Here is a 23,164-nt window from a genome sequence, read left to right on the forward strand (position 1 = left end):
CCGACCACAGCTTTGCTATGGAATCGATTCCAGCAACTTCTGAGACCGCCAAACGTTCTTAAAACAGAAAGAGCATCGTACCGATCGTGGCGATGACGCCTGCAATTCCCAGAACGACATACCACGCAGGTTTTCGAGAAAGCGGAGAAGCAGAAGCGGAATCGATCTGAAACTCTCCGCACACGGGACAGACGTCGGCATCGATGTACATCGGACTGCCGCACCCGGCACAGGGAACCGTCAATTCCTCGGAACCAGAATCCTCAGCCCATTCTCCCTCCGAAAATTCATCCGGATAAGTTTCTTTGAAGTCATCCTCGTCGGGACGCCAATTCATTTCGCACTTGCCCCGACCAGAACACAACGGAAACCAACAGCATCATCGCCACTGGTCTTGGGAAACGGTTTCCTTGAAGTCACCTTCAGTAGCGGATAGGGATCTTTCCATGATCCGCCGCGGATTGTCGCTTCCGTCGAATTGCTGGAGCGAAAGAGATCATCCTGAGCTGTTCGACCTCCCGGGAATTCCTTCGACCAGTCATCGAAACAATACTCCCAGAGATATCCATGAATGTCATAAAGCCCGAATGGGTTCGGTTTGAGCACACCCACGGCAGGGTCATTCCCGGCGGCATTTCCGGTGTGCCACGCATAGTCATCGAGCCTGCTGGCCTGAACTCCTGAGTCACTTTCCAATCGTGGATTGTCACCGAAGCTGTAAGCCGTCTCGGTCCCTCCTCTCGCACAATACAACCACTCCATTTCGGTCGGAAGTCGGACGACTTGTGTCTCCCCGATCAGTTCTTCCTCTCGGAGAATGGTCGTTAACCGTGAGCAGAATTCCATAGCGTCTCCGTGAGACATTCGTTCTGCGGAGTTTCTCGGCCCTTTCCAGCGACTTGGATTTTCTCCCATGACAGCTTCATAGAGATCCTGATAGACCTCATATTTGGAAATCTGAAACGGCTTTGTGAACGGGATGATCACCGTTCGCGTCTCTTGAACATCATCGGGAGGAAGACTCTCCACTTTCAGTGAGTCCGGAAACCCTTCCTCGCCGGGACGAATCGAGACAAACTCCGAGAGAAACGTTTCGAACAACGCTCGTTGCTTCGAATCACGATCGTCCCCCAAAGCTTGACTGCGACTTGTCAGAAAGATTGCGATCAGCACACCCGTGAGGATCAATGGTCTAATGGATCGTGTCATCTCATCTTCCCTGTGAAATGTCGCAGCCTTGGCTTTCCACATCATGCTTCTCCGTTCGATTCCGCATCGTCCACCACTTCGACACCTGATCGTGGAATCGCTGTCGGAGCTTCGAGAGGTTTTTGCGATTCGTTTTGAACCGGAAGATTAACTGTTGACCGAATGTGCAGATCGCGTTGAGGAAACGGAATTTCAATTCCTTCCTTGGCGAACTCATTGTTGATCGCAACGTGCAGCTCATGAATCGTCAACAGGCGAAACTCCAGATTCGGCAGATATCCTCTGAGTGTAAAGTTCAAGGAACTGTCGGCGAAGCGATCCATCACGACCACAGGTGGCGGTTCTCGAAGGAGACGCGGATGGTTCTCAGCACATTTCAGAATGATACGTTGGACCAGTTCGGGATCTGACCCATAGGCCACTCCGACTTCAATCACGATTCGATTGGTCGAGTCGGTCAGAGTCCAGTTCAAGAGTTTTCCGGTAATGAACTCGCGGTTCGGGACGATGTACTCTTTCCGGTCCCAGTCGGTGATCGTTGTCGCTCGAATTCGAATTTTGGTCACCGATCCGGAGATTTGATCGATCGTCACAATATCACCCAGTCGGACTGGCTGCTCGAAAAGGATGATCAAACCGGAGACGAAGTTGGCGAAGATTTCCTGCAAACCAAAGCCGAGACCGAAAGTCAACGCTGCCGCCAGCCATTGCACTTTCTCCCATCCGATCTCAAGTTGAACACTGACGAGAAGGACTCCGAAAATGGCAATCAGATATTGAGTAATCGCCCCAATCGCATATCGGCTCGACTTCTCCAACGGCAGCCATTCAAGAAGGGTAATCTCCAGCAATCCGGGAACGTTCTTCGCTGCTGTGGCGGCCAGAGCAGCAACAAACACTGCAGACACGAGTCGAGGGAGTCCGAGATCCGTTCCGGGAAGCGTCCATTCATCGAAATACTGAAGCGCTGGCAGAACGTCGCTCCAGATGTTCCAGATGATGAAGATCGACATGATCGTCAACGTCGTATTCAACAGCCGGCGGGTTTGTGAACTGACTTCCGCAAGATTCGACTTCTGCTCCTCTGTCTCCGGAGCGATCGAAGCAAAAGCAGCCCCCGCTTCTTCCGCTTTGGTTTTGGCTGCGCGACGTAATCGCGATTCTTCAAGAGCCAATCGACGTTGCCGAAGCGTCAGCCACCGGAACATGATTGCCCTTGAAAACACAATCAGAAAGAAGACCGCAATCGTCATCAAAACATCCATCGTGATGCGATGCGTCGCGTAGTAAAAGCCCATCGCTGTCAACAACGACATTGCGATCGGAAACGCAATTGCCAGCACGTGGAAAATTCGCAGGAACCGATCCAGCCATCCGTCTGAAGAAGGCTGAGACCACATCGTGGCGACTCCATTGTGAGGATTCGTCAGCCGGTACAACTTTGCTGCAAGGATCAAATAGGCACAGATCGTGATCAATCGAACGATCGTTTCCGAGTCTCCCACGACTTTCCAGGCATCAAGAATGGCGATCACCAGAGTCAATGGAACCAGGAAGAAAATCAGCTCGTTCGTTTGCCAGTTTAAGACCTTGCAGGCGTCCTTGGACCAGCCAAAGTGAGCAACTCCCAGCCCGGAGGGTCGGCTGACGTTTCGTACAAATTCCAAGAACGTGACGATGCAGCCAACGGTGATCAGGTTCTTTCCAAGTGTTGCAAACTGGTTGAACGCCTGCGGGTTGGAATCGATGACGAATGCGTTCGAAAGCCGCCACCCAAGAAACAGGAACGGAGCCCCGGCAACGGCAGCCTTACTGGTCGTCATCAGGAACGATTGAACGGTCGGCTTCATCGACAGGTTCAACCGACTTGCAGCCTTCTTGCCAGTCTCAAGAATACGTCGAGTTTGCCGACGCCGTGTGAATAGAAGGATCGTCCAAAGCAGCAGGGCAATAAAGTAGAGAACGGGATTCTTCTGAAAGTCACCCCGGATCTGATCGAAGAACGCGTTCCAGTTGCCTCGATCAGTCAGAACATGCAGACTCGCCACATCAGAGGTCAATCCTTTGAGAGAAATTGGATCGTGGCTGCGAATCCACAGAACTCGCTCGTCGATGTACTCTGCAAACTGTTCACTGAGGTTTGCGAATGAGTTCTGAGCGGCGTCGTAACTTTCCAGACCTTCAATCTTCTTGTCGAAGGCAACAATCACCGCATTGAGCGCATCACGTTGATCCAGGAACGCGGTACGAATCTCCTTGGAGATTGCTTCTCGCTCTTCGGTATCGAGATTGTCGTTGGCCAGCACTTTGCCGAGAATCGGATTGATTTCGTCTTCGATTTCGTCGAGCTTGTTCCTCTCCTCACGATAGTCGAAGAAGTCGAGATACGCCTCTTCGTAGTCCTCGTTTCGCATGAGCGCTTCGCTACGAAGGACGCTCGGGGAAGGAAGCAACGAACGTTGCTGACGGAGACGAATTCCGAAGCTTTGACTTGTTCCGGTTCGGTCTTCACGACTTTGAAGCTGCTTGAATTCCTCTTTCAAGGAAGCAATCTGTTGATCGACGTCGGCGAGTTCTCTCTCGACTTCTTGCTGGCTTGTCTGAACTTCCAGTTCCGTCTGAACGATCTCGGCGGTTCTGGCGTAAACTGCTGCAAGAGCATCGCTCCAGGGTTCCTCTGATTCTTTGGCGGCATTCGCCTGATCTCTGGCGAGGTTAAGGCGGTTTCGCGCGTTGGAACGCCGTGCCCGATTGACTTGTTGGGAATACTTAGCCACTTCAGCTTTGAGAATTTCAACCCGCAGAAGTTCTTTCTGCTGCTCAAGCCGAAGCATGTTGTTCGCTTCTTCGGCATTGCTTAACGCTAACTCTTCTTGCAGCGCAGTCGGTTCGGCATCGAGTTTCTGTCGAGCGGCGAGAAGTGAGAGGTATTTGGACATCTCGAGGAGATTTCCCTGATCAACCTCTGCGTATCGACCGAGTTCGGTCTGCAGCTCGCTTCGCTCCGTCGGGATGGCAACGAGTCGATCCTTCACCGTCCGCTGACGTTGAGTCCGTTCATCGATCGCCGCTTTCAGCTTGTCGATTCGTGACTGAACCTGAACCAGTTCACTGTTCTTGACGGCAAGTGCCTGTTCCAACTCCGGAAGTTCGAGCGTTTCGCTCGGCGTCTCGGGAGACATCTTCTGCGCTCGATCAAGCTCAGCCTGAAGATTGGCCCTCCGCTCAGGAATACTCTCCAGCGCTTCTTTCGCGACTTTTTCCCGTGCCGCAAAATCCTTCGCCGCAGCCAGGCTGAGCAGCGCCTTGTCCAGATTTTCGAGAGCCGTCTTCTTGTTTTCTTCCGACAGATCGGTGGAACTTTCGATGCGACTCCGCAGCGCGTCGATCACTTCGCGAGAGACGGACGTTCCGGACGGGTCCTGAACTCCACTCAGGGGGGCCGGAGTTTCGTCCGGCTGAGCAAGGAGACTGGAAGAAGAAATGGTCCACCAAAAGGTGAAGGCACAACACCATCTGGCAATCCGTAGCAACTGCATGGAACAATTCATCCGTGATCAAAGGGAATAACACGCCACACATGGCCTACAATCGCGTCTCTCAGAGACCGCGAGAATCTGGTCGTGTGCATTCATCCGAAGAGGAGGAATCAGCACCTTGTTGTCGTGCTCATGCGCGTCCGTGAAATCCGTTCTTAATAATGCAAACGATCCTGAAACCCGAAACAGGGACAATCCTCGAACTCAACAAGCAAGTTCGACAAATTGATTCTGATTGGGCTTCAGTCTATGGCAATGGCGACCTGTGGCAATGATCTTTCCGTGTCATCCACAACCGATCCGCGCATTCTTATTCAACGAGTTCAACTTCAACGTCAATTCGTTTTCCGTTGCGGAGAACTGTCAGAGGAACAGTCTCGCCGACTCGATAGTTGAGTTTCAACGCCAGCTGCCAGGCTTGAGTCGTCAACGGAACCGGTTGTCCATCCATCGCAACGATGAAATCGCCGACCCGAATACCGGAACGCTTTACTGCCTTCCCGCCGGGTGTTGTTCCGTTGATGTATTTGACTTCAAGAAGACCTTCGTCCTCCGGAATATTCAACTGAGCGCGGACTGATTCTTCAGCGGGAGGTGCCCAGCTTCTGAGAATCGGCGAGACGGAATACAACGATCCACGCCAGGAGGGATCTGTCTTTTTCCACCCCTTCTTGAGGGACAACTGGTGATCGCCCGATCGCGTTCCGGTCACCGTCAATGTGACATCGTCATTCGGAAGATGATGCAAGACAAACTGAATATCAGCGATCGAAACGATTGCCTGCCCGTTGACCGCAGCGATCTCTTCCCCGACGAAAAGTCCGCTATCGGCAGCTGGTGTGCCTTCCGCGATTGCCTCAATCTGACGACCGTCATCCCGCACAATCGAAAGCCCGATATTCTGCGGAAGCGGATACCTCCAGAGTGTATCATGCGTGAACGTTCCGCTCCGCTGTGCTGCACGATTTTCCGCATCATGAATCATGTGGCAGTGAATGCAATTCTTCCGCGTCGTCAGCCCTTCGAGCGTCGCAGCGCGGTCCATTCCGGGGAGTTGCAATGCCGATCGCGTTTTCTTCTGAGGACCACGTTTTCCGATCAGCATGTCTCGGTTTTCCGGATAGTTTTCGTGAAGCTCGAGCACCCGTTCCATCGTTTTCTTCAGACCTGCGATCGAGTTGTAAGCTTCAGCCCCTTCTTCGCTCTGCGTCCCGTATCGAGCATAGACCGTTCCGTCAGCATTGATGAACATGGCTGCCCAGTTGAGATCATAGTCGAACTGAAACTGGTCCAAATCGACCGTTTTCATCTCGACCTGTCGAACCGGAACAAAGTGTTCTCGCGCGAATTCGGCAATCACTTCGCTGCCCTGTGCGACCTCGGCATCGAACCCCGCGCAGTCACGACACGGGACACAGCGAAACGTGACAAAGATGGGCTTATTCTGTTCCCGAGCCTCTTCGCGAGCGCTCGCAATGTCGTTGTAAGTCCAAAGATCCACAACGTTCCGTGCGTGTTCATCGTTGATTCGCTCCAGCAAATCCGGAACGTCATCGTCCGCGACACTCAAGCTTGAGATCAGGCAAAGAGAAGCTGCGAACGCAAAACTTGCTCGTTTGAGATTATTCATTTGATGTTTCCGTGTTGGAATTCGAAGACGTCGCTTCATTGGATTCCGCTGGCTCCGAGTAATCGAAAGCCACAGCAGACGTGCGTGTTCGTAAGACGACGACCTCTGCTTCAAGATCCCCAGACAGATGACACGAAGGAACGGGATTCAAACTTTCTTCGGTGTGAATTAACTCCCCTGAGCGACGATCATAAACGCATACGCGACTCATCGGGCTCTGCTGGTCCATCGCTTCTTCGGGAAATCGCGATTCTGCTGTCACAAAGACTGGCAAATCGACAGGTTGATCGATCGGAAAAACCGTATTCTCCAATGGACGTTTCCAGATCGGTTTGCCACTTTGTCGGTCGAACAAGATCGCGATCCCATTCACCAACTCCTTACGATAGCCTTTTCTCGTTTGCGGTGCATTCACGAGAGCAGGATCACTGACAGCCTCAGAAAAAACCACCAGACAGTCCTTTCGACCGACGCTACAGACAATACGTTCGACATCTCGACCCGCGAGTTCTTCGACGCTCTCTGAACTGAAAACTTCTCCCGTCGCGACGTCGATGAGTTCGACTTGCCCCTCTTCCCCGAGCACTCCGAATCGATCTCGATCGAATTCAAATGGAATCACAGTCGTAGCGAACCGCTTGGCCCAGACCGGCTCCTCCGTCGCCAAGTCCATCCAGCGGAGTTCCAATTGATCCCCCTCAGCAGACGCGACCTCCCGTTGCTGAAGTTCGAATCTTCCAAGACCATACAGAGAGGTGACACGATCGGGATTGAGCGGCTTGCTTCCGACTTGACTTCCGTCGATGGCGGAGAGAATTTGACTTCGTTTTGAAGAAGGACTCCGGACAATGACCCATTGATCATCGCCGACACAGCGTGCCCGCATGGGAAGATCGTAACGTCGCCAAAGCTCTTCACCCGTCAATGGGTCAAACGCGACCAGCATTCCCTTCTGTTGAATACAAAAGTATCCCGGCCTCACTGGACCGACGCTCGTCGCCTGATGCCCGAACTCATTCAGCCGCTCCTCAGTCGGTGACGGAAACCCCGATGTCGACTCCACGGGATGCGTTTCAAATGAGAGCAGATGATTCGACCGATCCCCTAACGTGTCGATGGTTTGACCGGCAGGTGGCCACAACTGGCGAGAACCCGGATTTCCCTGCGAATCGAACGGCGAGAAGCCGACCACTTCGCTTCCGACCTGCAAAACCAGCAGTTTTCCCAATGCCCACGCCCGCACGAGTCCCGGTTCGTACCGCAACCCTCGAACCGTCGGCGGCAGGTACGCATTCCACGGACGCGACCACTGACTCCCCGAAAACTGCAACCCGCGATGCCCAGGCACATCGATCCAGACATTCCAATCCGTGACCACACGTTCACATTCATCGAGAACGGACATCGGGAGAAAATTGACCAGACTCCTCCCGAGGGCTTGAATCTTTTTCTGAGGAGAACGAACCGGCCACGTCTTCGAAGAGTCGTTCTCTTGATCCGAAGACACCTCATCGACAGAGCACTTCTCCAGCTCCAGTTGAAGCAATTCCTCTTCCAACGAAACCTCAAGCACTGGTCGTTCGAGAATGCTTTCCAGATCGACCAGATCCAGCCACGGTGTTCTGGCAAGAATTCGCTTGAGCTTCCGACTTTGTTCCGGGTCATCGAATTGCAGTTTCGTCACCACAGCTTGCATCAGTTGATCAAGCTCAGCTCGATCGTCGGCAGACAAGCTATGGGCCGCAGCGAGCATTTGACCGACGAACCACCGATCGACACGAACGCGCCGGTTCTTCGACTGCCAATACCCTTTCGTCGGAAGTTCCCCGGATAATGTTTCGACCAACAAAGACTCGAGTTGAGACCAATCGCGATGTTGAAGCGTGTCTGTCAATTCGGTCGCAAAGCAGGCAGCCCGCAAACTCATCGGAAGACTATGTGAGTTCAACACATCGCGAGCAGCGATTCGACGATCCGCGTCTGTGCTCTCAATCGACTCTTTCTGAAGCGACTGAACCAGCAGTTCCAACGCTTCAGAATCAGGATCGAGAGCATCGAGACCGTCACTCAAGACCGCGTTCAGCCCATCGAAGCCGTCCAGCTCAAGAGCGAGAAGAACCTCTTCATTGGGAGTGCGCTCGTTCGGGATTGCGTCCCCTCGCTTAAAGCTTTCAATGGAATGAAACTTTGCAATTCGATCGAAGGAGATCTCGTAGAGGGATTCCCCATCCCGGAAGAAATTCCGAAGCCTCGGAGCGGTTGCGTGCGTCTTTGAGATCAAGGGAGCAGACCAGTTCAATGTCGACGCCTCTTTTTCTCCGGTCCGCGTCGCAAGTCTGATCCATCCCAAGGAACTGTCAGGAGCGAGAATGAAGTCTCCGCCCACTGCTCCCGTCCCTGCCGGAAACTCCATTGAGGATTCCCACAAAACGTGACCCGCTTCGAGGTCATAGCTTCTCGCCGAGTCTTTCCCGATCACAACGACACCCGAGCCATCGCTGACTTCAGCCACATACAAGCTATCGTCACGCCTGCGTGACCAGCGCAACTCTCCGGAATTGAGGTTCAGGCAATGCAACATTTCCGATTCGGGACTGCACAAAATCAGAGCTTCGGAGCTTGGAAGAATTTGAACCTGTTGCCAACCCGCCCACCACTGAAACCCAGTCAGTCCAAACTCAGGACCATAAAAATCCGGCCCGATCGATGGAATATCCGACCGAGGATAGCGATACATCCAGTCGACATTCCAGTTCGCAAGATTGACGGCCACAAGGGCCCCCGCCCCCGTTGAGCAAAAGGCAGTCGTCCCTCGAATCACAATCGGACAGGCCAGATTCTGACGACGCCAGTCTTCATCATTCTTGCGATGCACAGCCCCACCTTCTCGGGCCGATAAATCAATCGGACGCATCGGCTTGCACAAGGTGAGGCTTCGCTGCAACGCGCCTGAATTCTTGTCGAGAGACACAAGAACGAACGACGATTCCTCGCTTCGCTCGACAATAACAAGAACGGATTCTCCGAAGACCACAGGCGGGCTGCATGCGTAATCAAGACCTGTGAACAAATCGCGGTTCACCCAGTTTTCTTCACCGGTCTGAATGTCGAGGCTTGTGATTTGAAATCGCCCTTCATCGTCTTGACCGCGAGCAGAAGTAGATGATTCAAGAGTGGTTGCTTCTACGCAGTACAAGCTCTCACCATCCACCAGCAAGTGAGAAAAGACCGATTCGCCGAACAGACGACTCATAACACTTCGAACGAGCGTATCCGACCGCTGAGTTCTCGTCCCGGCCGGCTCGTCCCGAAACGGACGCGCTGAGAACGTCGCGGCTTCTCTCGCCCAGACAACGCTCCCATCATCAGTATTGATGGCAATCAGCCCGGAGGGAATCGACGCCACCATCAGATTCTCAGCGAACACTGCCCTCCAGGATGCCATCGGTGTCAGTCCGTTTTCCCGAAGATCTCGAAGCCCGAACCGTTCGACATCTTGAACCGTTTGAGAGTACCCAAGAGGAACTTCCCAGACCGGCCCCGAAATGACAGGCACCGGGATGTCAGAGTTCTGGTCTTGCCCTCGTTCCCCGGAAAGAACGTCATTCGAAGCTACCCCAAATCGTTGAATCATTGCAGCGTTGATTCGAGTGAGATCCCTCGAAACCCGGCCGGAATTCACGGCTTCCGTCAGAACCGTACTCGCGGCGAACTCATCTCCCTGATCAATCATCACGGAAGCGATTTCCCGAACGGCCGCTTCACAAGCTGCTGTCTGAGGAAATCGAATCAGCACCGATCGCAATTCGAAAATATCTGAATGCTCACGAGCGAAGTTTAAGGCGACTTCCGCGGTCGGCTCGGAAATCCTTCGATAGGAATCAATCACTTCCGACGAAGACGACAAGAGAAGCTCAAGTGCGTGCGAACTCGAATCTTTCAAGACGCCGTTGCTCAAGACGATGGACGATTGATCTCGCTGAAGAATCGAGGCCAAAACCGCCGCGGCGGACGCATATTCCCCGCTTTGAATCGAACTCCGGACTTGTCCGAACAAACGCTCCACATCCCGATCACGCGGGATCAAAGCTGAGAACGAAAGATTCACATCTTCTTCGTCAGCGAGTTTCTCAACCTCGTCGTTCTGATCTCCCTGTTCTTTCTGATCTCCGGGCGGTTGACCGAAAGATTCCGCCACAAATCCCGGACATGCAACGAAACTCAGAAACAGCAACAGGGAAAAAGAGAGTCGCCAAGAATGCGATCTCGAAACAGAATTGCTCCATGGACCTCGCCTGAATGCGGAACTCGGGCGTTTCGTCGGTCGAACAACTCTGTGATTTTGAACCAAATCAAACTCCCAAGGCGGTACGCAGCTGCGCAAGGTCATCCTGTACGATTTCCATCGATGCTTTCAGTTCTTCGAGTTCGCTTTTCAACGACTCAACGGTTGCTTTCAGCTCCGCAGTTTCCTGTCCAGAAGCACCACTTTCCGATGGACGAGGAAGCTCAGGCGTTGCCGGTGACGCCGATGCAGGTGATGGCGATGCCCCGACCGACTCTTGAACGGAGGTTTCAAACGATGGCTTTTGCTCCCCAGCAGGATAGAGGTTGTGGTCGACCTCGATTCCTCGACGTTCGAGCGGACCATTGGAGCGGACATAACCCTGCTCGACGAGACTCGCGAGTTCTCTTCGTAACTGATCGAGAGAATCGATGCTGACCATTCGACTGGCTCTCGAACGTAGTTCGCCCAGCTGTTGTTTTCCTCGCAGCATCAGCTCCGTGATAATGGCCAGTTGGGGTTCTGTAAACGGATACCGCTTCCGAACATAGTGTCGAAAACGTTCCGTCCGCCCTGACTCGGTATGGACGACCGCGATCAATCCGAGTTCACGCAATTGATCCAGGAGATCCCAAACGGCATTTTCGGAATAGCTTGTGACTGGATCGCGATTGCTTTTCTGGTTCGCTCCACTGGTCGCAGCTTTCAGAGTCAACGGATATTGATCCGGGGTCGTCAGAGCCTTCTCGACCAGTACACCTAAAACTCGCCGTTGTCCCTTCGTCAACACTCGAACGGGTTCAGCGTTCTCGTCGAGAGTGTTTTCGTATTCTGCATCCATTCTGAGAGACCCCATCCTGTCGACTTCGCAAAATGTTCCTGCGTCCGAACCTCCATCCCGACCGAACAAAATTGCGGGAATGGTGAACGCTCAACTGCACATCACACACCTCACAAAGCTAGCAGGTTCGCGAGGTACGGTCAAAATCCGGAGAGGGTGAGCAATGGAATTTTGAAGACACGCGAACACGCGATTCGCGGCGGTTATTCACCACTGACCTGATCTTCAACCCACTTGAGATATTCCGGATCTCCTCCGACCGACGTGTACGCAACAATGCAGGGGAGATCATAAGAATGCAGTTCTCGAACCCTGGAAGACAATTCCGAAACCTTCGAATCGGACGTTTTCAAAAGCAACAGGACTTCGCCATCAACCTGAACACTTCCCTCCCAATTGTAAACAGAAACAACCCCGGGGATGACGTTCCCACACGCCGCAAGACCTTCTTTCACAGCGACTTGCGCAATGGACAAGGCTTCCTCTTGAGACGACGTCGTGATATAAACCAGAGCAGCAGGCACGAGGTTCTCTGCCTTTCAAAAAGGATCTTTCAGGAGTCTTGAAATAAGAGGCAAAAGCCATTAACGTGCGGGACTTTCCAAACTTCGCGGAAAATCCGTGTGAACGTCTGGCCACAATTTGCTGTAAAAGCATTATGGTAGCATCACGTTTCACCTGAAATCCATGCTGAAGATGCCGGTGAGGCCAAACTGACACTCTCTCGCATGAATGGATCAGGGAAACAGCGGTTTCCAGTGAATCGACGATACTCGCGATGACAACATTCGCGATTTGAGTGATCACCAAGACGACACTCGCGAAGAGAACGATCGAGAAAGTGGGGCGAGATGAAGATTTCCTTCACTCACAATCCACGATCGTTACCTGGAAGAGACCAGTATCACCCGGAAGAGACCGGAAGTTGACCGAGTAAAGAAGATTGACTGACATCTCTTTGTCGGATTCGCAACAATGCAATTTCCACTGCTCTTCTCGTGAGAGTTCGGAAGCCAGCAGTTTTGAGCCACCAAGGCTCTCAATCGTAAGAGACAAAGAGAGACTGCCGCAGTGACGAAAGTCGCTCGGCAAGGATGTCCCCGCCTCACGGTCGGCGTTATCCTTTTTGACATAAACAACTATCCTTATTGCAATTGGGTTTCAGCGAGTCATGTCGACGATCGAAAAACTTACAGCTGCCGTCCGATCTTCCATCGGCTCCACAGCATCACGCCGCCTCAGAAGCGAAGGCATCGTGCCTGCGAACATCTACGGACACAAACAGACTCCACAAGCTGTCCAGATGCAAGCTGACATCGTTCACGCGATGATTCACAGTGGCAGCAAAGTCTTCGATCTCGAGATCGACAACTCACTCGAAAAAGTCCTGATCAAAGACATTCAGTGGGACACCTTCAGCAAGCACGTAATGCACATTGACTTCCTCCGCGTCGACCCGACCGAACGCGTTAAAGTGGAAGTCCCTGTCACACTCCGCGGAACAGCACCGGGTGCTTTGCAGGGCGGGATTCTTGAACAACCGATGCACACCATCGAAGTGGAATGCCTCGCGGTCGAAATCCCTGAGTCAATCACCGTTCGCATCGGAAGCTTGCAACTGGGCGAATCCCTTCACGTTAACGAATTGACAGAATTGCCAGCTGGCCTGACAGTCCTCAGCCCGGAAGATTCGGTCATCGTCCACATTGCTCACGAAGCACCAGCTGTGGAACCCGTCGAAGAAGACGCCCCAGAAGATCCGGCAGACGTCCCAGCCACAGCAGAAGGATAATCAACTTCGCTTCGCTTTCGTTGATCGTGCGTGGGTGAAGCCTGGAAGTAAAATACTAATACGAGAAGTCTTATTCGAATCACAGATTCGAAACAGTGACCTGGAAGGTCGAAGCCGTGAAAGTTATCGTCGGCCTAGGAAATCCAGGGAAGAAATACGTTGGAACTCGCCACAATATTGGCTTCGAAGCACTGATTGCGTTCGCAGGTCGATTCGGCGAGACCAGTTGGAAGACAAAGTTTGACGCGGAAACAGCAGAAGTTCTCATCGGTACAGATCGAGTATTTCTCGCAGCTCCTCAAACTTACATGAATCTGTCCGGGCGAAGCGTTCGAAGGATCGTTGATTTTTTTCAAGTCGATCTTTCGGACCTTTTGCTCGTTCATGACGACATGAATTTGGAAACCGGCCGCTTGCGGATTCGAGCGTCGGGATCTGCGGGAGGACAAAAAGGTCTCCAGAACACAATTGACCAACTCGGATCGAATGAGTTTGCACGACTTCGAATCGGAATCGGTCGTCCGCCGCAAGGGATCAGCGGGGCGAACTTTGTCCTTCAAAGATTCGCGAAATCAGAAATTCCAGTGATGGAAGAATGCCTCGCGAGATCCGTTTCCGCCATGGAAACCTGGGCATTACAAGGTGTGGATGCAGCCATGAATGCATTCAATCAGTCCGGTTCGAAGGATGAATGACTGGCTGAGCAAAAGTTGTTAAACTGCCAGACGTGCTGCCTTCAGGCGGTCACAATCAGGCAAGAATGACATCGCCGATCCCCTCTCACGATTACTTTATGGCGTGCGAGCGATCATTGAGAATTTGATCTCATCACGGCAATAAAAACTCAATTTTCAACGAAGAACACAACACAACATTTCAAGGGGAAAACATTGGCACAGCAACGCTACGAGTGCATGTTTCTACTGGACAGCGGACGTTTTGCTCAGGATCCAGAAGGAACTGAGAAAGGAGTTCGCGAGATCCTCGAACGCTGTGAAGCAGAGATTGTGACAATCTCTCCATGGCAAGAAGGCAAGCTCGCGTACGAAATCGACGGGCACCGTAAAGGGTTGCACCTGCTGACATACTTCACCATGGATGGCAGCCAGGTTGAACCGCTCAACCGCATCTGCAAATTGAGCGACCTTGTCATTCGCCACCTGATTCTGGAACACGAAGAAAAACTGTTCGAGCTGTTGACTCAACAGTTCGCGACTCACGACGATGAGGGTGAAGGTGAAGAAGCCGAGGGTGAACCTGCAGAAGCGAGTGCATCGTAGACCGGCACCCTGAATTTTGAAGACAAGAGGAGGGTTCGATGGCCAGCTTCAACAAAGTGATTCTTGTTGGAAACCTGACACGTGATCCACAGGTGAAATACACAACCGGCGGGACAGCCGTGGCTGAAATCGGCCTGGCTGTGAACCGTACCTGGTATGACAAGCAGCAGAATCAGAAGCGTGAAGAAACTACTTTCGTTGACGTCACCCTGTGGGGACGCCAGGCGGAAGTCGCCGGAGAGTACCTCGGGAAAGGGCGTTCCGTCTTGATTGAGGGACGGCTTCAACTCGACTCCTGGGAAGACAAGGAATCGGGAAAGAAACGGTCCAAGCTCCGAGTCGTCGGCGAAAACATGACGATGCTCGGCGGAGGCTCCGGTTCTGGTGGCGGAGGCGGAGGCGGCCGCGGTTCATCCAATTACGAGTCCAAGGCCCCATCCAGTTCTGTCGATTCGTTCTACGATTCCGACTCCTCTTCGTCAGGGTCCGGATTCTCAGATGATGATGTTCCATTTTAGTTTGTCGTGATCAGCGACGCTTTAGAATCATAGACGTTGTGACAATCAACTACGATTAGCGGTCACACGAGAGGTTTGAGGAGTACACAGGTAATGGTCGTTAAGCGCAAACGTGGACAGCGAATTCGTTCCAAAGATCGCAACGGTGGAGTTGAACTGCTCCTCGCGGAAGATGTCGATAAACTCGGCGATCAAGGACAAATCGTCCGTGTGAAACCCGGATACGCACGCAACTATCTCGTCCCGATGGGATTGGCGACCATCGCAACGGAAGCCAACAAGCAGATGGTCGAAAGCCATCGCAAGCGTCAGGACGAGCTCATGGTCGCTCGACGCAAGCAGACCAAAGCCATCGCTGACAAAATCAAGGACTACAGCGTCACTTTGGAAGCGAACGCCACCGAAGAAGGTCAGCTTTACGGATCGATCGTGGCGGCCGATATCGCCAAATCGCTGCAGACCGCAGGATTCCCTGTCGAAGCCAGCCACATCCGCATGGACGGCCCGATCAAAGGCCTGGGAATGTACACCATTCCGATCGAACTCGACAAACAGATCAACACAGAAGTGAAAGTCTGGGTGGTCCCAACCGCTTCGATCAAATAAACCAACCAACGGCAAGAGTTGCTTCTCACTTCGAGCGAGACAACTCTTCACAGGTTGATCAGCGACGCATAACATCCCGTCTTTCATTGGCGGGATGTTGGCATTTTGGCCTACAGATTTTTCGATCAACAGCTCGGGCGCATTTGCAGAATCTCTCCGGAGCCAAGTGCTTTGCCTGTAGAACTGCCTTGGCTGACCGACACGGTTTTCATCCCGTTTGCTGTGCGGATCGCTGCAGACTCGAGATGAAGCTGCCCGAACGCATGCAATACGATCACGGAGGGTGTGATGGCAAAATCTAAATCTGAGAACGGATCCTCTCTCGATCTGCTTGGCAAAGTCCCTCCACAGGATCTCGAAGCCGAACGAAGCGTATTGGGAAGCCTGCTCTTTTCGAGCGAAGCATTCGATGAAGTCATCCAGCACATTCAATCGCATTGCTTTTACGCAGACGCTCACCGCAGAATCTTCAAGTGCATTCACGACATGTACGAAAAAGGTGTGCGGGCCATTGATGTCGTCACTCTGGCTCACGAACTGCAAAAGCGAGGAGACTTCGAAGAAATCGGGGGAGCGGCGTACCTGAATGATGTCATGGGGTCCGTCCCGCATGCTGCCCATGCAGAGTACTACGCGAAGATCGTTCACAATACGTGGCTGCAGCGCAGCTTGATCGATGCCTGCACAGACTCCCTGCGCGAAGCCTATCACGACTCCGGAGACATCGAAGACATTCTGACTCGGGCTGAGAAACGAGTCTTCGAGATTGCCGAGCAACAGGAGAACATCGACAAAATTGCCATCGATGACATTCTCGATGCCACCTTCCAGCGTATTTTCGAACGAATGGACCAGGAAGGAAACGTCAGTGGACTCCACACCGGGTTCAATGGCCTCGATGACTACACCAGTGGATTCCAACCTTCCGAATTGATTGTGCTTGCAGCCCGTCCGAGTATGGGAAAAACCGCACTCGTGTGTAACTTCGCGATGGCGGTGTCACATGCGAATAAGGGCGTGCTTCTCTTCAGTCTGGAACAATCGAAAATCGAACTTGCTGAACGTCTGCTCTGCATCAAAGCCAAGCTGAGTGGGCACAAACTGAGACAAGGTGAACTCGATGAGTTCGAGCAGAGCATGCTCATGGAAGCTGCGGACGAGATGAGGAAGTTTCATATCTTCATCGACGACACCGCCGGCCGCACCATGTCACAAATCGCTGCCATCGCGCGAAGACTGAAGCGTCGATCTCAACTCGATATCGTCATCATCGACTACCTTCAGCTCATTGAGACTGAAGACAAGAACATGCCGCGTGAGCAGCAAATTTCTTCGATCACTCGGCGACTGAAGTTTCTCGCCAAAGACCTCGACATCCCTGTCATCGCACTGGCACAGCTCAACCGTGGGGTGGAACAGCGCGAAGACAAACGGCCGCGTCTTTCCGACCTGCGTGAAAGTGGAGCGATCGAGCAGGATGCCGACATCGTCATGTTTCTTCACCGACCGGAAGCCTATGATCCGGAAGACCGCCCCGGTGAAGCTGACTTGATCATCGCGAAAAACCGTCACGGTCCCATTGGAACCGTCGAGCTGACCTGGCTTCGTGAGATGCTCAAATTCGGTGACAAGAGCCCGATGGGGCTGCCTGAGGGAATGGACTTTTAGGCCATTTTCATCGGTTCAAAGAATCAGCTTATTGCTCGCTTTTGGTCGATCAAGCGAGTGCTTCGCGCGCTTCCTTGACGGTGTTTCGAGCGCTCTCAATGGTGTCATCCACCGCGGTCATATGTCCCATTTTCCGACCCAGTTTTGCATCGTCCTTCCCGTACAGATGCACTCGCAGATTTGGCGTTCCCAAGACTCGTGACCACTCAGGCTGCCCACCGTCTGGCCAAAGATCACCGAGTAGATTCACCATCGCGGCAGGTTGTCGCTGCGCCGTTGATCCGAGTGGAAGATTGCAAATCGACCGGACTTGCTGCTGAAACTGACAACACAGATGTGCATCGATCGTCAAATGGCCGGAATTGTGAGGTCGCGGCGCGATCTCATTCACGAGCAATTGCCCGTCGCTTGTCTCGAACAACTCCACACATAAGACGCCGGTCGCATCAAGAGATTCCATGACCGTACGAGCAATTTCCCCTGCGTCATCGACGAGTTTCTGATCGACGAGACCGGTCGCAGACGACGAAAAGTCGAGGATGTGATTCGAATGCTCATTGACGATCGGAGCGTAGCTGATGAAGTTCCCGCGAGAATCTCTCACACCAATCACTGAGAGTTCGCGTTGAAAGTCGACCACTCCTTCGAGAATCGCCGGTTGCCCTTCGAAGGTCGACCAGATCGCTTCCAGATCGTCATTGGAATCAGCGAACTTCTGCCCCTTTCCGTCGTACCCCCAGCTGGCTGTTTTGAGAATCCCCTGGCCGCCAAACGCCTGCAGCGAGCTTTCCAGTTCCGGCAGTGAATCGATGCGTTTGAACGGAGCCGTTGCGAGGCCGAACTTTTGCATCTGCGTTTTTTCGGCAAGTCGATTCTGCGCGACTTCAAGAACTTGCGGTCCCGGACGGACAGGCACGAAACGTTCAAGCCGGTTCAATGCCTGAGTGGATACGTTCTCGAACTCAAGTGTGACGACATCGACGCTCTTCGCGAAATCATCGAGCGCATCGAAATCTTCGTACTCAGCACACCACTCGGCATCAGCGACTGCCCCGGCCGGTGTGTTTTTGTCCGGGGAGAAAACGTGAACTCGGTATCCCAGCCTGCGAGCCTCGATGGCAAACATGCGTCCCAGCTGTCCGCTGCCGAGGACACCCAGCACAGATCCGGGGGAAATCTCCGTCAACATAGCTCTGAGTTCTCCAGGACTTTCTGAGTTTGTTCGGTTTGAAAAGCGTGAAGCTTCTCGCGTAGTTCGGGACGAGTCGTTGCGAGAATTCGAATTGCCAGAAGCGCAGCGTTCTTGCTGCCAGCATCACCGATCGCAAGAGTCCCAACTGGAACTCCTCCCGGCATCTGAACGATTGAAAGCAATGAATCGAGCCCATTGAGCGCCCGACTTTTCACTGGAACGCCAAGCACAGGAAGAACTGTTTGCGACGCGACCATTCCCGGCAGATGAGCAGCCCCCCCTGCCCCGGCGATCACGACTTCCAACCCTCGGCTTTCTGCGGTCTTCGCGTACTCGTTCATGAGATCCGGTGTCCGGTGAGCAGAGACCACTCGGCATTCATGCGGCACATCGAACTGTGTGAGAATCTCCGACGCGGGCTTCATCGTCTCCCAGTCGGAAGTGCTTCCCATAATGATTCCCACCAGCACTTTTTCCTCAGACATCATCAGTCCTCTCGATCTGCGACACGAACAACGCCAGCACCTTACCGGTCACCACTCACTTAAAGTTACATGCGATCGCATACTTGAATTCCCAGCAAGTCGAGCCCTTGTCGGATGACTCGTCCCGCGAAATCAATCAGCTTCAGTCGACTGGTTCGAACGCGCTCTTCCTCTGCTTTCAACACTGGACAGCGGTCGTAAAATGTCGTCAATTCGCCAGCGAGTTCAAACAGGTATTGCGTGAGGATATTGGGACGATACTCAGACGCCATCGCATCGAGTGCTTCCTCAAATCGAAGAAGCTTCAGGACCAGCGAACGCTCCGCGGGCTCTTCGATGAGAATCGGCGTATCGTGTTGTCTCAACGCTTCGACATCGACTTCTCCCCTTCGGAAGATCCCCTGAATTCTCGCATACGCGTATTGCATATACGTCGCTGTGTCGCCGGTCTTGGCGAGCATTTTGTCCCAGTCGAAAACGTAGTCGCTCTCTCGATTGTGATGCAGATCGGCATACTTGATGCCGCCAATGCCCACGATTTGCGAGATTTCATCCCGCGTCGACTCATCAAGCTCCGGTGTTGGCCGGCCGTCTTCGTCTGTTTTGGAATCGTCGTTGCTGGCGACAATTTCGCGAGCTTTGGAGACTGCTTCGTCGAGCAGGCTTTCGAGACCAACCGTGTCGCCGGAGCGGGTTTTGAACGGTTTCCGGTCGTCTCCCATGACTGTCCCGAAACTGACATGCACAAGCTCAACCTCAACTCCCAACCAGAGCCGGACTGTCTCAAACAAGAGTTTGAAATGCTCACTCTGCCGAGCATCGACAACGTACAACATCGAATTTGCATCGAACTCGCGAACACGGAATTGTACCGTTGCTAAATCGGTCGTTGCGTAGGTGAATGCTCCGTCCGCTTTTTGAACAATAAACGGAGCCGCGTTCCCCGGAATGAAAACACAGATGGCTCCATCACTCTCTTTCGCGAGCCCTTTCGCTTTCAAATCCGCAACAACATCCGAAAGAAGAGGCTGATAGGCACTTTCGCCCAATGTCTTGTCGAAGTGAACATCGAGTCGCTCGTAAACGCGGTTCAGAGACTCAACACATTCCGGGACGAATTCTTTCCAGAGACGAAGATTCTCCGGATCCCCTGCGTGCAACCTTGCCGTTTCATCGCGTGCGGAACGAGCAATTCCGGGATGAGCATCCGCCAGAGCTTTCAGCTCCGGATCACTCTCCACGGAAGCAATTTTCGCACGTTGCCCTTCAATCTTGCTTTCCAGCGACTGCACCTCGGATCGCTGTTTCTTCAGAGCCTTCTTCGCTTTCTTGTCGGCCGGGTCCGCGTTTCCTTCATTGAAAAGCAACTCGGACTTCGCAGCCTTGAGCCTCTCTTCCAAGCCCGGAAGACCGCTGACAGCTGAATGGTATTCGCTCAGCGAATTGACAAGTCGATAGAGTCGAGCAAGTTCTGCAACGGGATCTTTCTCATACGCCGCTGAATCGACGAAGTTTTTATACCCGTAGATGATCATTCCAAACTGGGTTCCCCAGTCTCCGGTATGATTGTCGCTGATCACGCGATGGCCGAGAAACTTGAGTGTTCGCTGGAGCGCATCACCAATCACCGAGCTTCTCAAATGTCCGACATGCATCGGCTTGGCGACATTCGGAGAAGAGAAGTCGAGGACGATGTCCTTGGGCGTATTAACTCGTGCAACGCCCAATCGCTCATCAGAGAAGCTGCGCTGAACCTCCGCCAGAAGGAAATCGTCTTTCAGTTGCAGATTGATGAATCCCGGTCCTGCCACTTCAGGGGGCTCGACCAGATCGGAAACGTTCAGCCGCTCACAGATCTTCAAAGCGAGTTCGCGAGGGTTCACCCCGTTCTGTTTCGCCATCGGCATGGCGCAATTCGCTTGAAAATCGCCGAATTTCCCATCTTGCGACGGCCTCACCATCGCAGCAAACGGTTCGGGATTGTCTGTCAGATCAGCAAGCGCTGCTGCAAAGCGAGACTGGAGCTCGTGAAGAATGTTCATCGAAGAAGTCAGCGTTGAACGGATTGGGTCGAAATTTAGATCACAAGCGGACTAGGTTAGCACGTCAAATTCACAGAGGGGATAGTCCGCGAGAGATTTGTCCGCATGTGATGCAGATTTGATCCTTCAGAAAACCGCAAAGTTCCCCGCTGCCGAAATCTGCTCTTCACGAAGCGATGGTCAAGCTGATCGGTCCTGACTGTTTTCGCCCAACGGATCCACCGTTTCCGATTGGTCGACGTCAGAGGTCAATTTCAAAACGGGATCACGTTCCCCGTCTTCCCGAAACGCTCCGGTCTCGAAGAAATTCTTGACCGCTTCAATGGTTTCCGGCTGCAAACAGATAAACGAATGCAATGCCTTGACGACCAGAAAGTCGCTCGCTCCTTCAAGGCGTGTACTCTCGACGGAAACAGTTCCGTCATCGTCTCCCGGAATGAATGGATTCCAGCCGCGTTCATTGCCGCGTGCTCCCGCAATAATCCCGAATTCGAAATCCGGAACCGGGAGTGACTTCACCGGTCCGTCCGGGTGAGCGATCAATTCCTGGCCTGCCGGTCCGAAGACGAACCGAAATGCAAAATTCTTTTGGAGGAGAGTGGCGAGTTCGGCCCCCTGATTGGGCGTCCCCATCATCACCATCCGCCCGACTCGGGGATCTCGTTGTTCCGCGTAATCCCGAAGATAGGACCGGACGAGCAATCCCCCCATGCTCCAGCAGGCGAAATGCACCTTCTCGACACCTTCGAGTGAGGCCAGAGTCTGCGACAGGTACGAAGTCGACTGGGCCAGCGGAAGTCGCGTGCTCGGATAGTCAAAATTGACAACAACATAGCCCGCCTTCTCGAGTTCACGGCACATCTTCGTCATCGACTTTGACGATCTCGCAATCCCGTGAATGACCACGACGGCGGTCCCGGTCATCGGTTCGAGTTGCTTCTCGAGAATGATTTCTTCGAGCGCACGATCGCACTCTTCCCGTGACCCCGCCTTGCGGCGAACATCGAAGGGATCAAGCAATCGGTAATGCCCGGTGAGCACGTTGTGCTGGATTCGATACCCACGAAAGAAGCGGACGTCGCCCCAGAAGAGGCGTCCTCCAAGGGTTTTCGAATCGAACTGGGGGATCGCAAGTTTGCCTGGAATCAGCGTCGAAATCTCCGAAAGTGAATTGTCCCAGAAACTTTCTGCTTCCTGTGCATAGACAGCCCCACGCTCCGCAAAGCCTGACACTGCAACCCACACAACAAACAACGAAAGAGCTGTCTGCAGGCGAACGTCAGGTTGCCGAAGCGATGGCATTTTTCGACTCATCACGACGCACAGAATTTTGTCATCGAAACTCACACGCCCGTGAGCCGTCAGCCATTTTATGGCGATGACTCTTCAGTTCAACATGTGAAGTTCAATCGGAATGCTCATTGAATGACTTCACGCAATGAACTTGCTTCACGCAATGACTGACTTCTCACTCGATCTCTGACTTGAGGTCCGTGGGATTCTGCTATTCGCCGCTGGTGTCACTCTCAGGAGTCTTCCCGTTTGACCATTCGACTCGAATCGCGTCAGCCCACAAATCTTCCAGAGAATATTGTTCTCGGGCAGCTGGGGAGAAGACGTGAAGCACCACATCTCCGTAATCCTGGCAGATCCACTCTGTCTCATATCCTGCTGTGCTTCGACGCTTTGAACCTTGCTGATCCATCACGTCATCGGACTGATCGGCGATGGCGTGAAGTTGCCGGCGACTCCGGCCAGTCGTAATCACAAAGTAGTCAAACAGCGGAGTAATGTGAGTGACATCCAGAACAACAGTATCCTGCCCTCGAAATTCTTCACAAACCTGAGCAATCCGGCAGGCGTTTTCCAGGGCGGTCTGTATGACGGATTCGCTCCGAATCCCTGTGACATTCCCGCCAGATTTACTGACACGTGTTCCGGTTGTGTCGACCAAATTCGACCCCTTTATTCTCTTTCGCCTTTGAATGCTCCGTTCAGAATGACCGAACACGGTTGTCGACCACACGAAATGCTGCCTTGCATGGAACAAGTTGGCCTCTTGTGCAATCGACTGAAC

Annotated in this window: 18 protein-coding genes; 6 read left to right on the plus strand and 12 right to left on the minus strand. The window is 53.0% G+C overall.

Going from position 1 to position 23,164, the window contains the following annotated elements; translation table 11 throughout:
- Window positions 1–58: 58 nt before the first annotated feature.
- The 7 genes from KOR42_RS12245 to cutA form a co-directional block, all read right to left on the minus strand.
- Window positions 59–337, minus strand: a complete 279-nt coding sequence (locus KOR42_RS12245) for a hypothetical protein (RefSeq protein WP_146510117.1) — start codon at window positions 335–337, stop codon at window positions 59–61.
- The gene (locus KOR42_RS12250; protein ID WP_197441114.1) at window positions 334–1,209 is read right to left on the minus strand and encodes a formylglycine-generating enzyme family protein; all 876 of its coding nucleotides are present in this window, start codon (window positions 1,207–1,209) and stop codon (window positions 334–336) included. Before KOR42_RS12250 ends, KOR42_RS12245 begins: the two co-directional genes overlap by 4 nt.
- A gap of 41 nt (window positions 1,210–1,250) precedes the next feature.
- The gene (locus KOR42_RS12255; protein WP_197441115.1) at window positions 1,251–4,748 is read right to left on the minus strand and encodes a mechanosensitive ion channel domain-containing protein; all 3,498 of its coding nucleotides are present in this window, start codon (window positions 4,746–4,748) and stop codon (window positions 1,251–1,253) included.
- Between the two features lie 310 nt (window positions 4,749–5,058).
- Window positions 5,059–6,378 (minus strand): Trx7/PDZ domain-containing (seleno)protein, encoded by a 1,320-nt coding sequence (locus KOR42_RS12260; RefSeq protein WP_146510120.1) that lies wholly within the window; start codon window positions 6,376–6,378, stop codon window positions 5,059–5,061.
- On the minus strand, window positions 6,371–10,576 hold the full coding sequence (locus KOR42_RS12265) for an outer membrane protein assembly factor BamB family protein (protein WP_197441116.1): 4,206 nt from the start codon (window positions 10,574–10,576) through the stop codon (window positions 6,371–6,373). Before KOR42_RS12265 ends, KOR42_RS12260 begins: the two co-directional genes overlap by 8 nt.
- 154 nt (window positions 10,577–10,730) lie before the next feature.
- Entirely contained in the window at window positions 10,731–11,519 is a 789-nt protein-coding gene (locus KOR42_RS12270) for a DUF480 domain-containing protein (protein ID WP_231740892.1), read from the minus strand.
- A gap of 188 nt (window positions 11,520–11,707) precedes the next feature.
- Window positions 11,708–12,028, minus strand: coding sequence for a divalent-cation tolerance protein CutA (gene cutA / locus KOR42_RS12275; RefSeq protein ID WP_146510122.1), 321 nt, complete (start codon window positions 12,026–12,028; stop codon window positions 11,708–11,710).
- 647 nt (window positions 12,029–12,675) lie between these two features.
- Here cutA and KOR42_RS12280 point away from each other — a divergent pair.
- The 6 genes from KOR42_RS12280 (at window position 12,676) to dnaB (ending at window position 17,368) form a co-directional block, all read left to right on the plus strand.
- Window positions 12,676–13,296: a 50S ribosomal protein L25 gene (locus tag KOR42_RS12280; RefSeq protein ID WP_146510123.1), complete on the plus strand. Its 621-nt coding sequence runs from the start codon at window positions 12,676–12,678 to the stop codon at window positions 13,294–13,296.
- 116 nt (window positions 13,297–13,412) lie between these two features.
- Entirely contained in the window at window positions 13,413–13,991 is a 579-nt protein-coding gene (pth, locus tag KOR42_RS12285; protein WP_146510124.1) for an aminoacyl-tRNA hydrolase, read from the plus strand.
- Window positions 13,992–14,186: 195 nt separating this feature from the next.
- Window positions 14,187–14,576 (plus strand): 30S ribosomal protein S6, encoded by a 390-nt coding sequence (rpsF, locus tag KOR42_RS12290; protein ID WP_146510125.1) that lies wholly within the window; start codon window positions 14,187–14,189, stop codon window positions 14,574–14,576.
- 38 nt (window positions 14,577–14,614) lie between these two features.
- Window positions 14,615–15,094: a single-stranded DNA-binding protein gene (ssb, locus tag KOR42_RS12295; RefSeq protein WP_146510126.1), complete on the plus strand. Its 480-nt coding sequence runs from the start codon at window positions 14,615–14,617 to the stop codon at window positions 15,092–15,094.
- A 93-nt stretch (window positions 15,095–15,187) separates the two neighbouring features.
- Complete coding sequence (gene rplI, locus KOR42_RS12300) at window positions 15,188–15,700, plus strand: 50S ribosomal protein L9 (RefSeq protein ID WP_146510127.1); 513 nt, start codon at window positions 15,188–15,190, stop codon at window positions 15,698–15,700.
- Window positions 15,701–15,988: 288 nt separating this feature from the next.
- Window positions 15,989–17,368 carry a replicative DNA helicase gene (gene dnaB, locus KOR42_RS12305; protein WP_146510128.1) on the plus strand — a complete coding sequence of 460 codons (1,380 nt, stop codon included), beginning with the start codon at window positions 15,989–15,991 and terminating at the stop codon, window positions 17,366–17,368.
- 49 nt (window positions 17,369–17,417) lie between these two features.
- Here the strand turns inward: dnaB and KOR42_RS12310 are convergent, their stop codons facing one another.
- The 5 genes from KOR42_RS12310 to rsfS all read right to left on the minus strand — a co-directional run bounded on the left by KOR42_RS12310 (window position 17,418) and on the right by rsfS (window position 23,041).
- On the minus strand, window positions 17,418–18,557 hold the full coding sequence (locus KOR42_RS12310; RefSeq protein ID WP_146510129.1) for a 5-(carboxyamino)imidazole ribonucleotide synthase: 1,140 nt from the start codon (window positions 18,555–18,557) through the stop codon (window positions 17,418–17,420).
- Entirely contained in the window at window positions 18,551–19,048 is a 498-nt protein-coding gene (purE, locus tag KOR42_RS12315) for a 5-(carboxyamino)imidazole ribonucleotide mutase (protein WP_146510130.1), read from the minus strand. Before purE ends, KOR42_RS12310 begins: the two co-directional genes overlap by 7 nt.
- Window positions 19,049–19,110: 62 nt before the next feature.
- A complete protein-coding gene (gene argS / locus KOR42_RS12320; RefSeq protein ID WP_146510131.1) occupies window positions 19,111–21,087 on the minus strand; it encodes an arginine--tRNA ligase in 1,977 nt (658 codons plus the stop codon).
- A 180-nt stretch (window positions 21,088–21,267) separates the two neighbouring features.
- Window positions 21,268–22,389, minus strand: a complete 1,122-nt coding sequence (locus KOR42_RS12325; RefSeq protein WP_146510132.1) for an esterase/lipase family protein — start codon at window positions 22,387–22,389, stop codon at window positions 21,268–21,270.
- Between the two features lie 202 nt (window positions 22,390–22,591).
- Window positions 22,592–23,041, minus strand: coding sequence for a ribosome silencing factor (gene rsfS, locus KOR42_RS26605; protein ID WP_231740893.1), 450 nt, complete (start codon window positions 23,039–23,041; stop codon window positions 22,592–22,594).
- Between the last annotated feature and the right edge of the window lie 123 nt (window positions 23,042–23,164).

Source organism: Thalassoglobus neptunius, from assembly GCF_007859735.1.
Classification (GTDB): domain Bacteria; phylum Planctomycetota; class Planctomycetia; order Planctomycetales; family Planctomycetaceae; genus Thalassoglobus; species Thalassoglobus neptunius.

Bases quoted from the DNA above. Each gene is read 5' to 3' on its own strand.
- KOR42_RS12325 (WP_146510132.1), bottom strand. From the start codon at position 22,389: ATGCCATCGCTTCGGCAACCTGACGTTCGCCTGCAGACAGCTCTTTCG.
- KOR42_RS12270 (WP_231740892.1), bottom strand. From the start codon at position 11,519: ATGGGGTCTCTCAGAATGGATGCAGAATACGAAAACACTCTCGACGAG.
- KOR42_RS12280 (WP_146510123.1), top strand. From the start codon at position 12,676: ATGTCGACGATCGAAAAACTTACAGCTGCCGTCCGATCTTCCATCGGC.
- KOR42_RS12250 (WP_197441114.1), bottom strand. From the start codon at position 1,209: ATGACACGATCCATTAGACCATTGATCCTCACGGGTGTGCTGATCGCA.
- KOR42_RS12260 (WP_146510120.1), bottom strand. From the start codon at position 6,378: ATGAATAATCTCAAACGAGCAAGTTTTGCGTTCGCAGCTTCTCTTTGC.
- ssb (WP_146510126.1), top strand. From the start codon at position 14,615: ATGGCCAGCTTCAACAAAGTGATTCTTGTTGGAAACCTGACACGTGAT.
- dnaB (WP_146510128.1), top strand. From the start codon at position 15,989: ATGGCAAAATCTAAATCTGAGAACGGATCCTCTCTCGATCTGCTTGGC.
- KOR42_RS12245 (WP_146510117.1), bottom strand. From the start codon at position 337: ATGAATTGGCGTCCCGACGAGGATGACTTCAAAGAAACTTATCCGGAT.
- rplI (WP_146510127.1), top strand. From the start codon at position 15,188: ATGGTCGTTAAGCGCAAACGTGGACAGCGAATTCGTTCCAAAGATCGC.
- KOR42_RS12310 (WP_146510129.1), bottom strand. From the start codon at position 18,557: ATGTTGACGGAGATTTCCCCCGGATCTGTGCTGGGTGTCCTCGGCAGC.
- purE (WP_146510130.1), bottom strand. From the start codon at position 19,048: ATGATGTCTGAGGAAAAAGTGCTGGTGGGAATCATTATGGGAAGCACT.
- argS (WP_146510131.1), bottom strand. From the start codon at position 21,087: ATGAACATTCTTCACGAGCTCCAGTCTCGCTTTGCAGCAGCGCTTGCT.
- KOR42_RS12255 (WP_197441115.1), bottom strand. From the start codon at position 4,748: ATGCAGTTGCTACGGATTGCCAGATGGTGTTGTGCCTTCACCTTTTGG.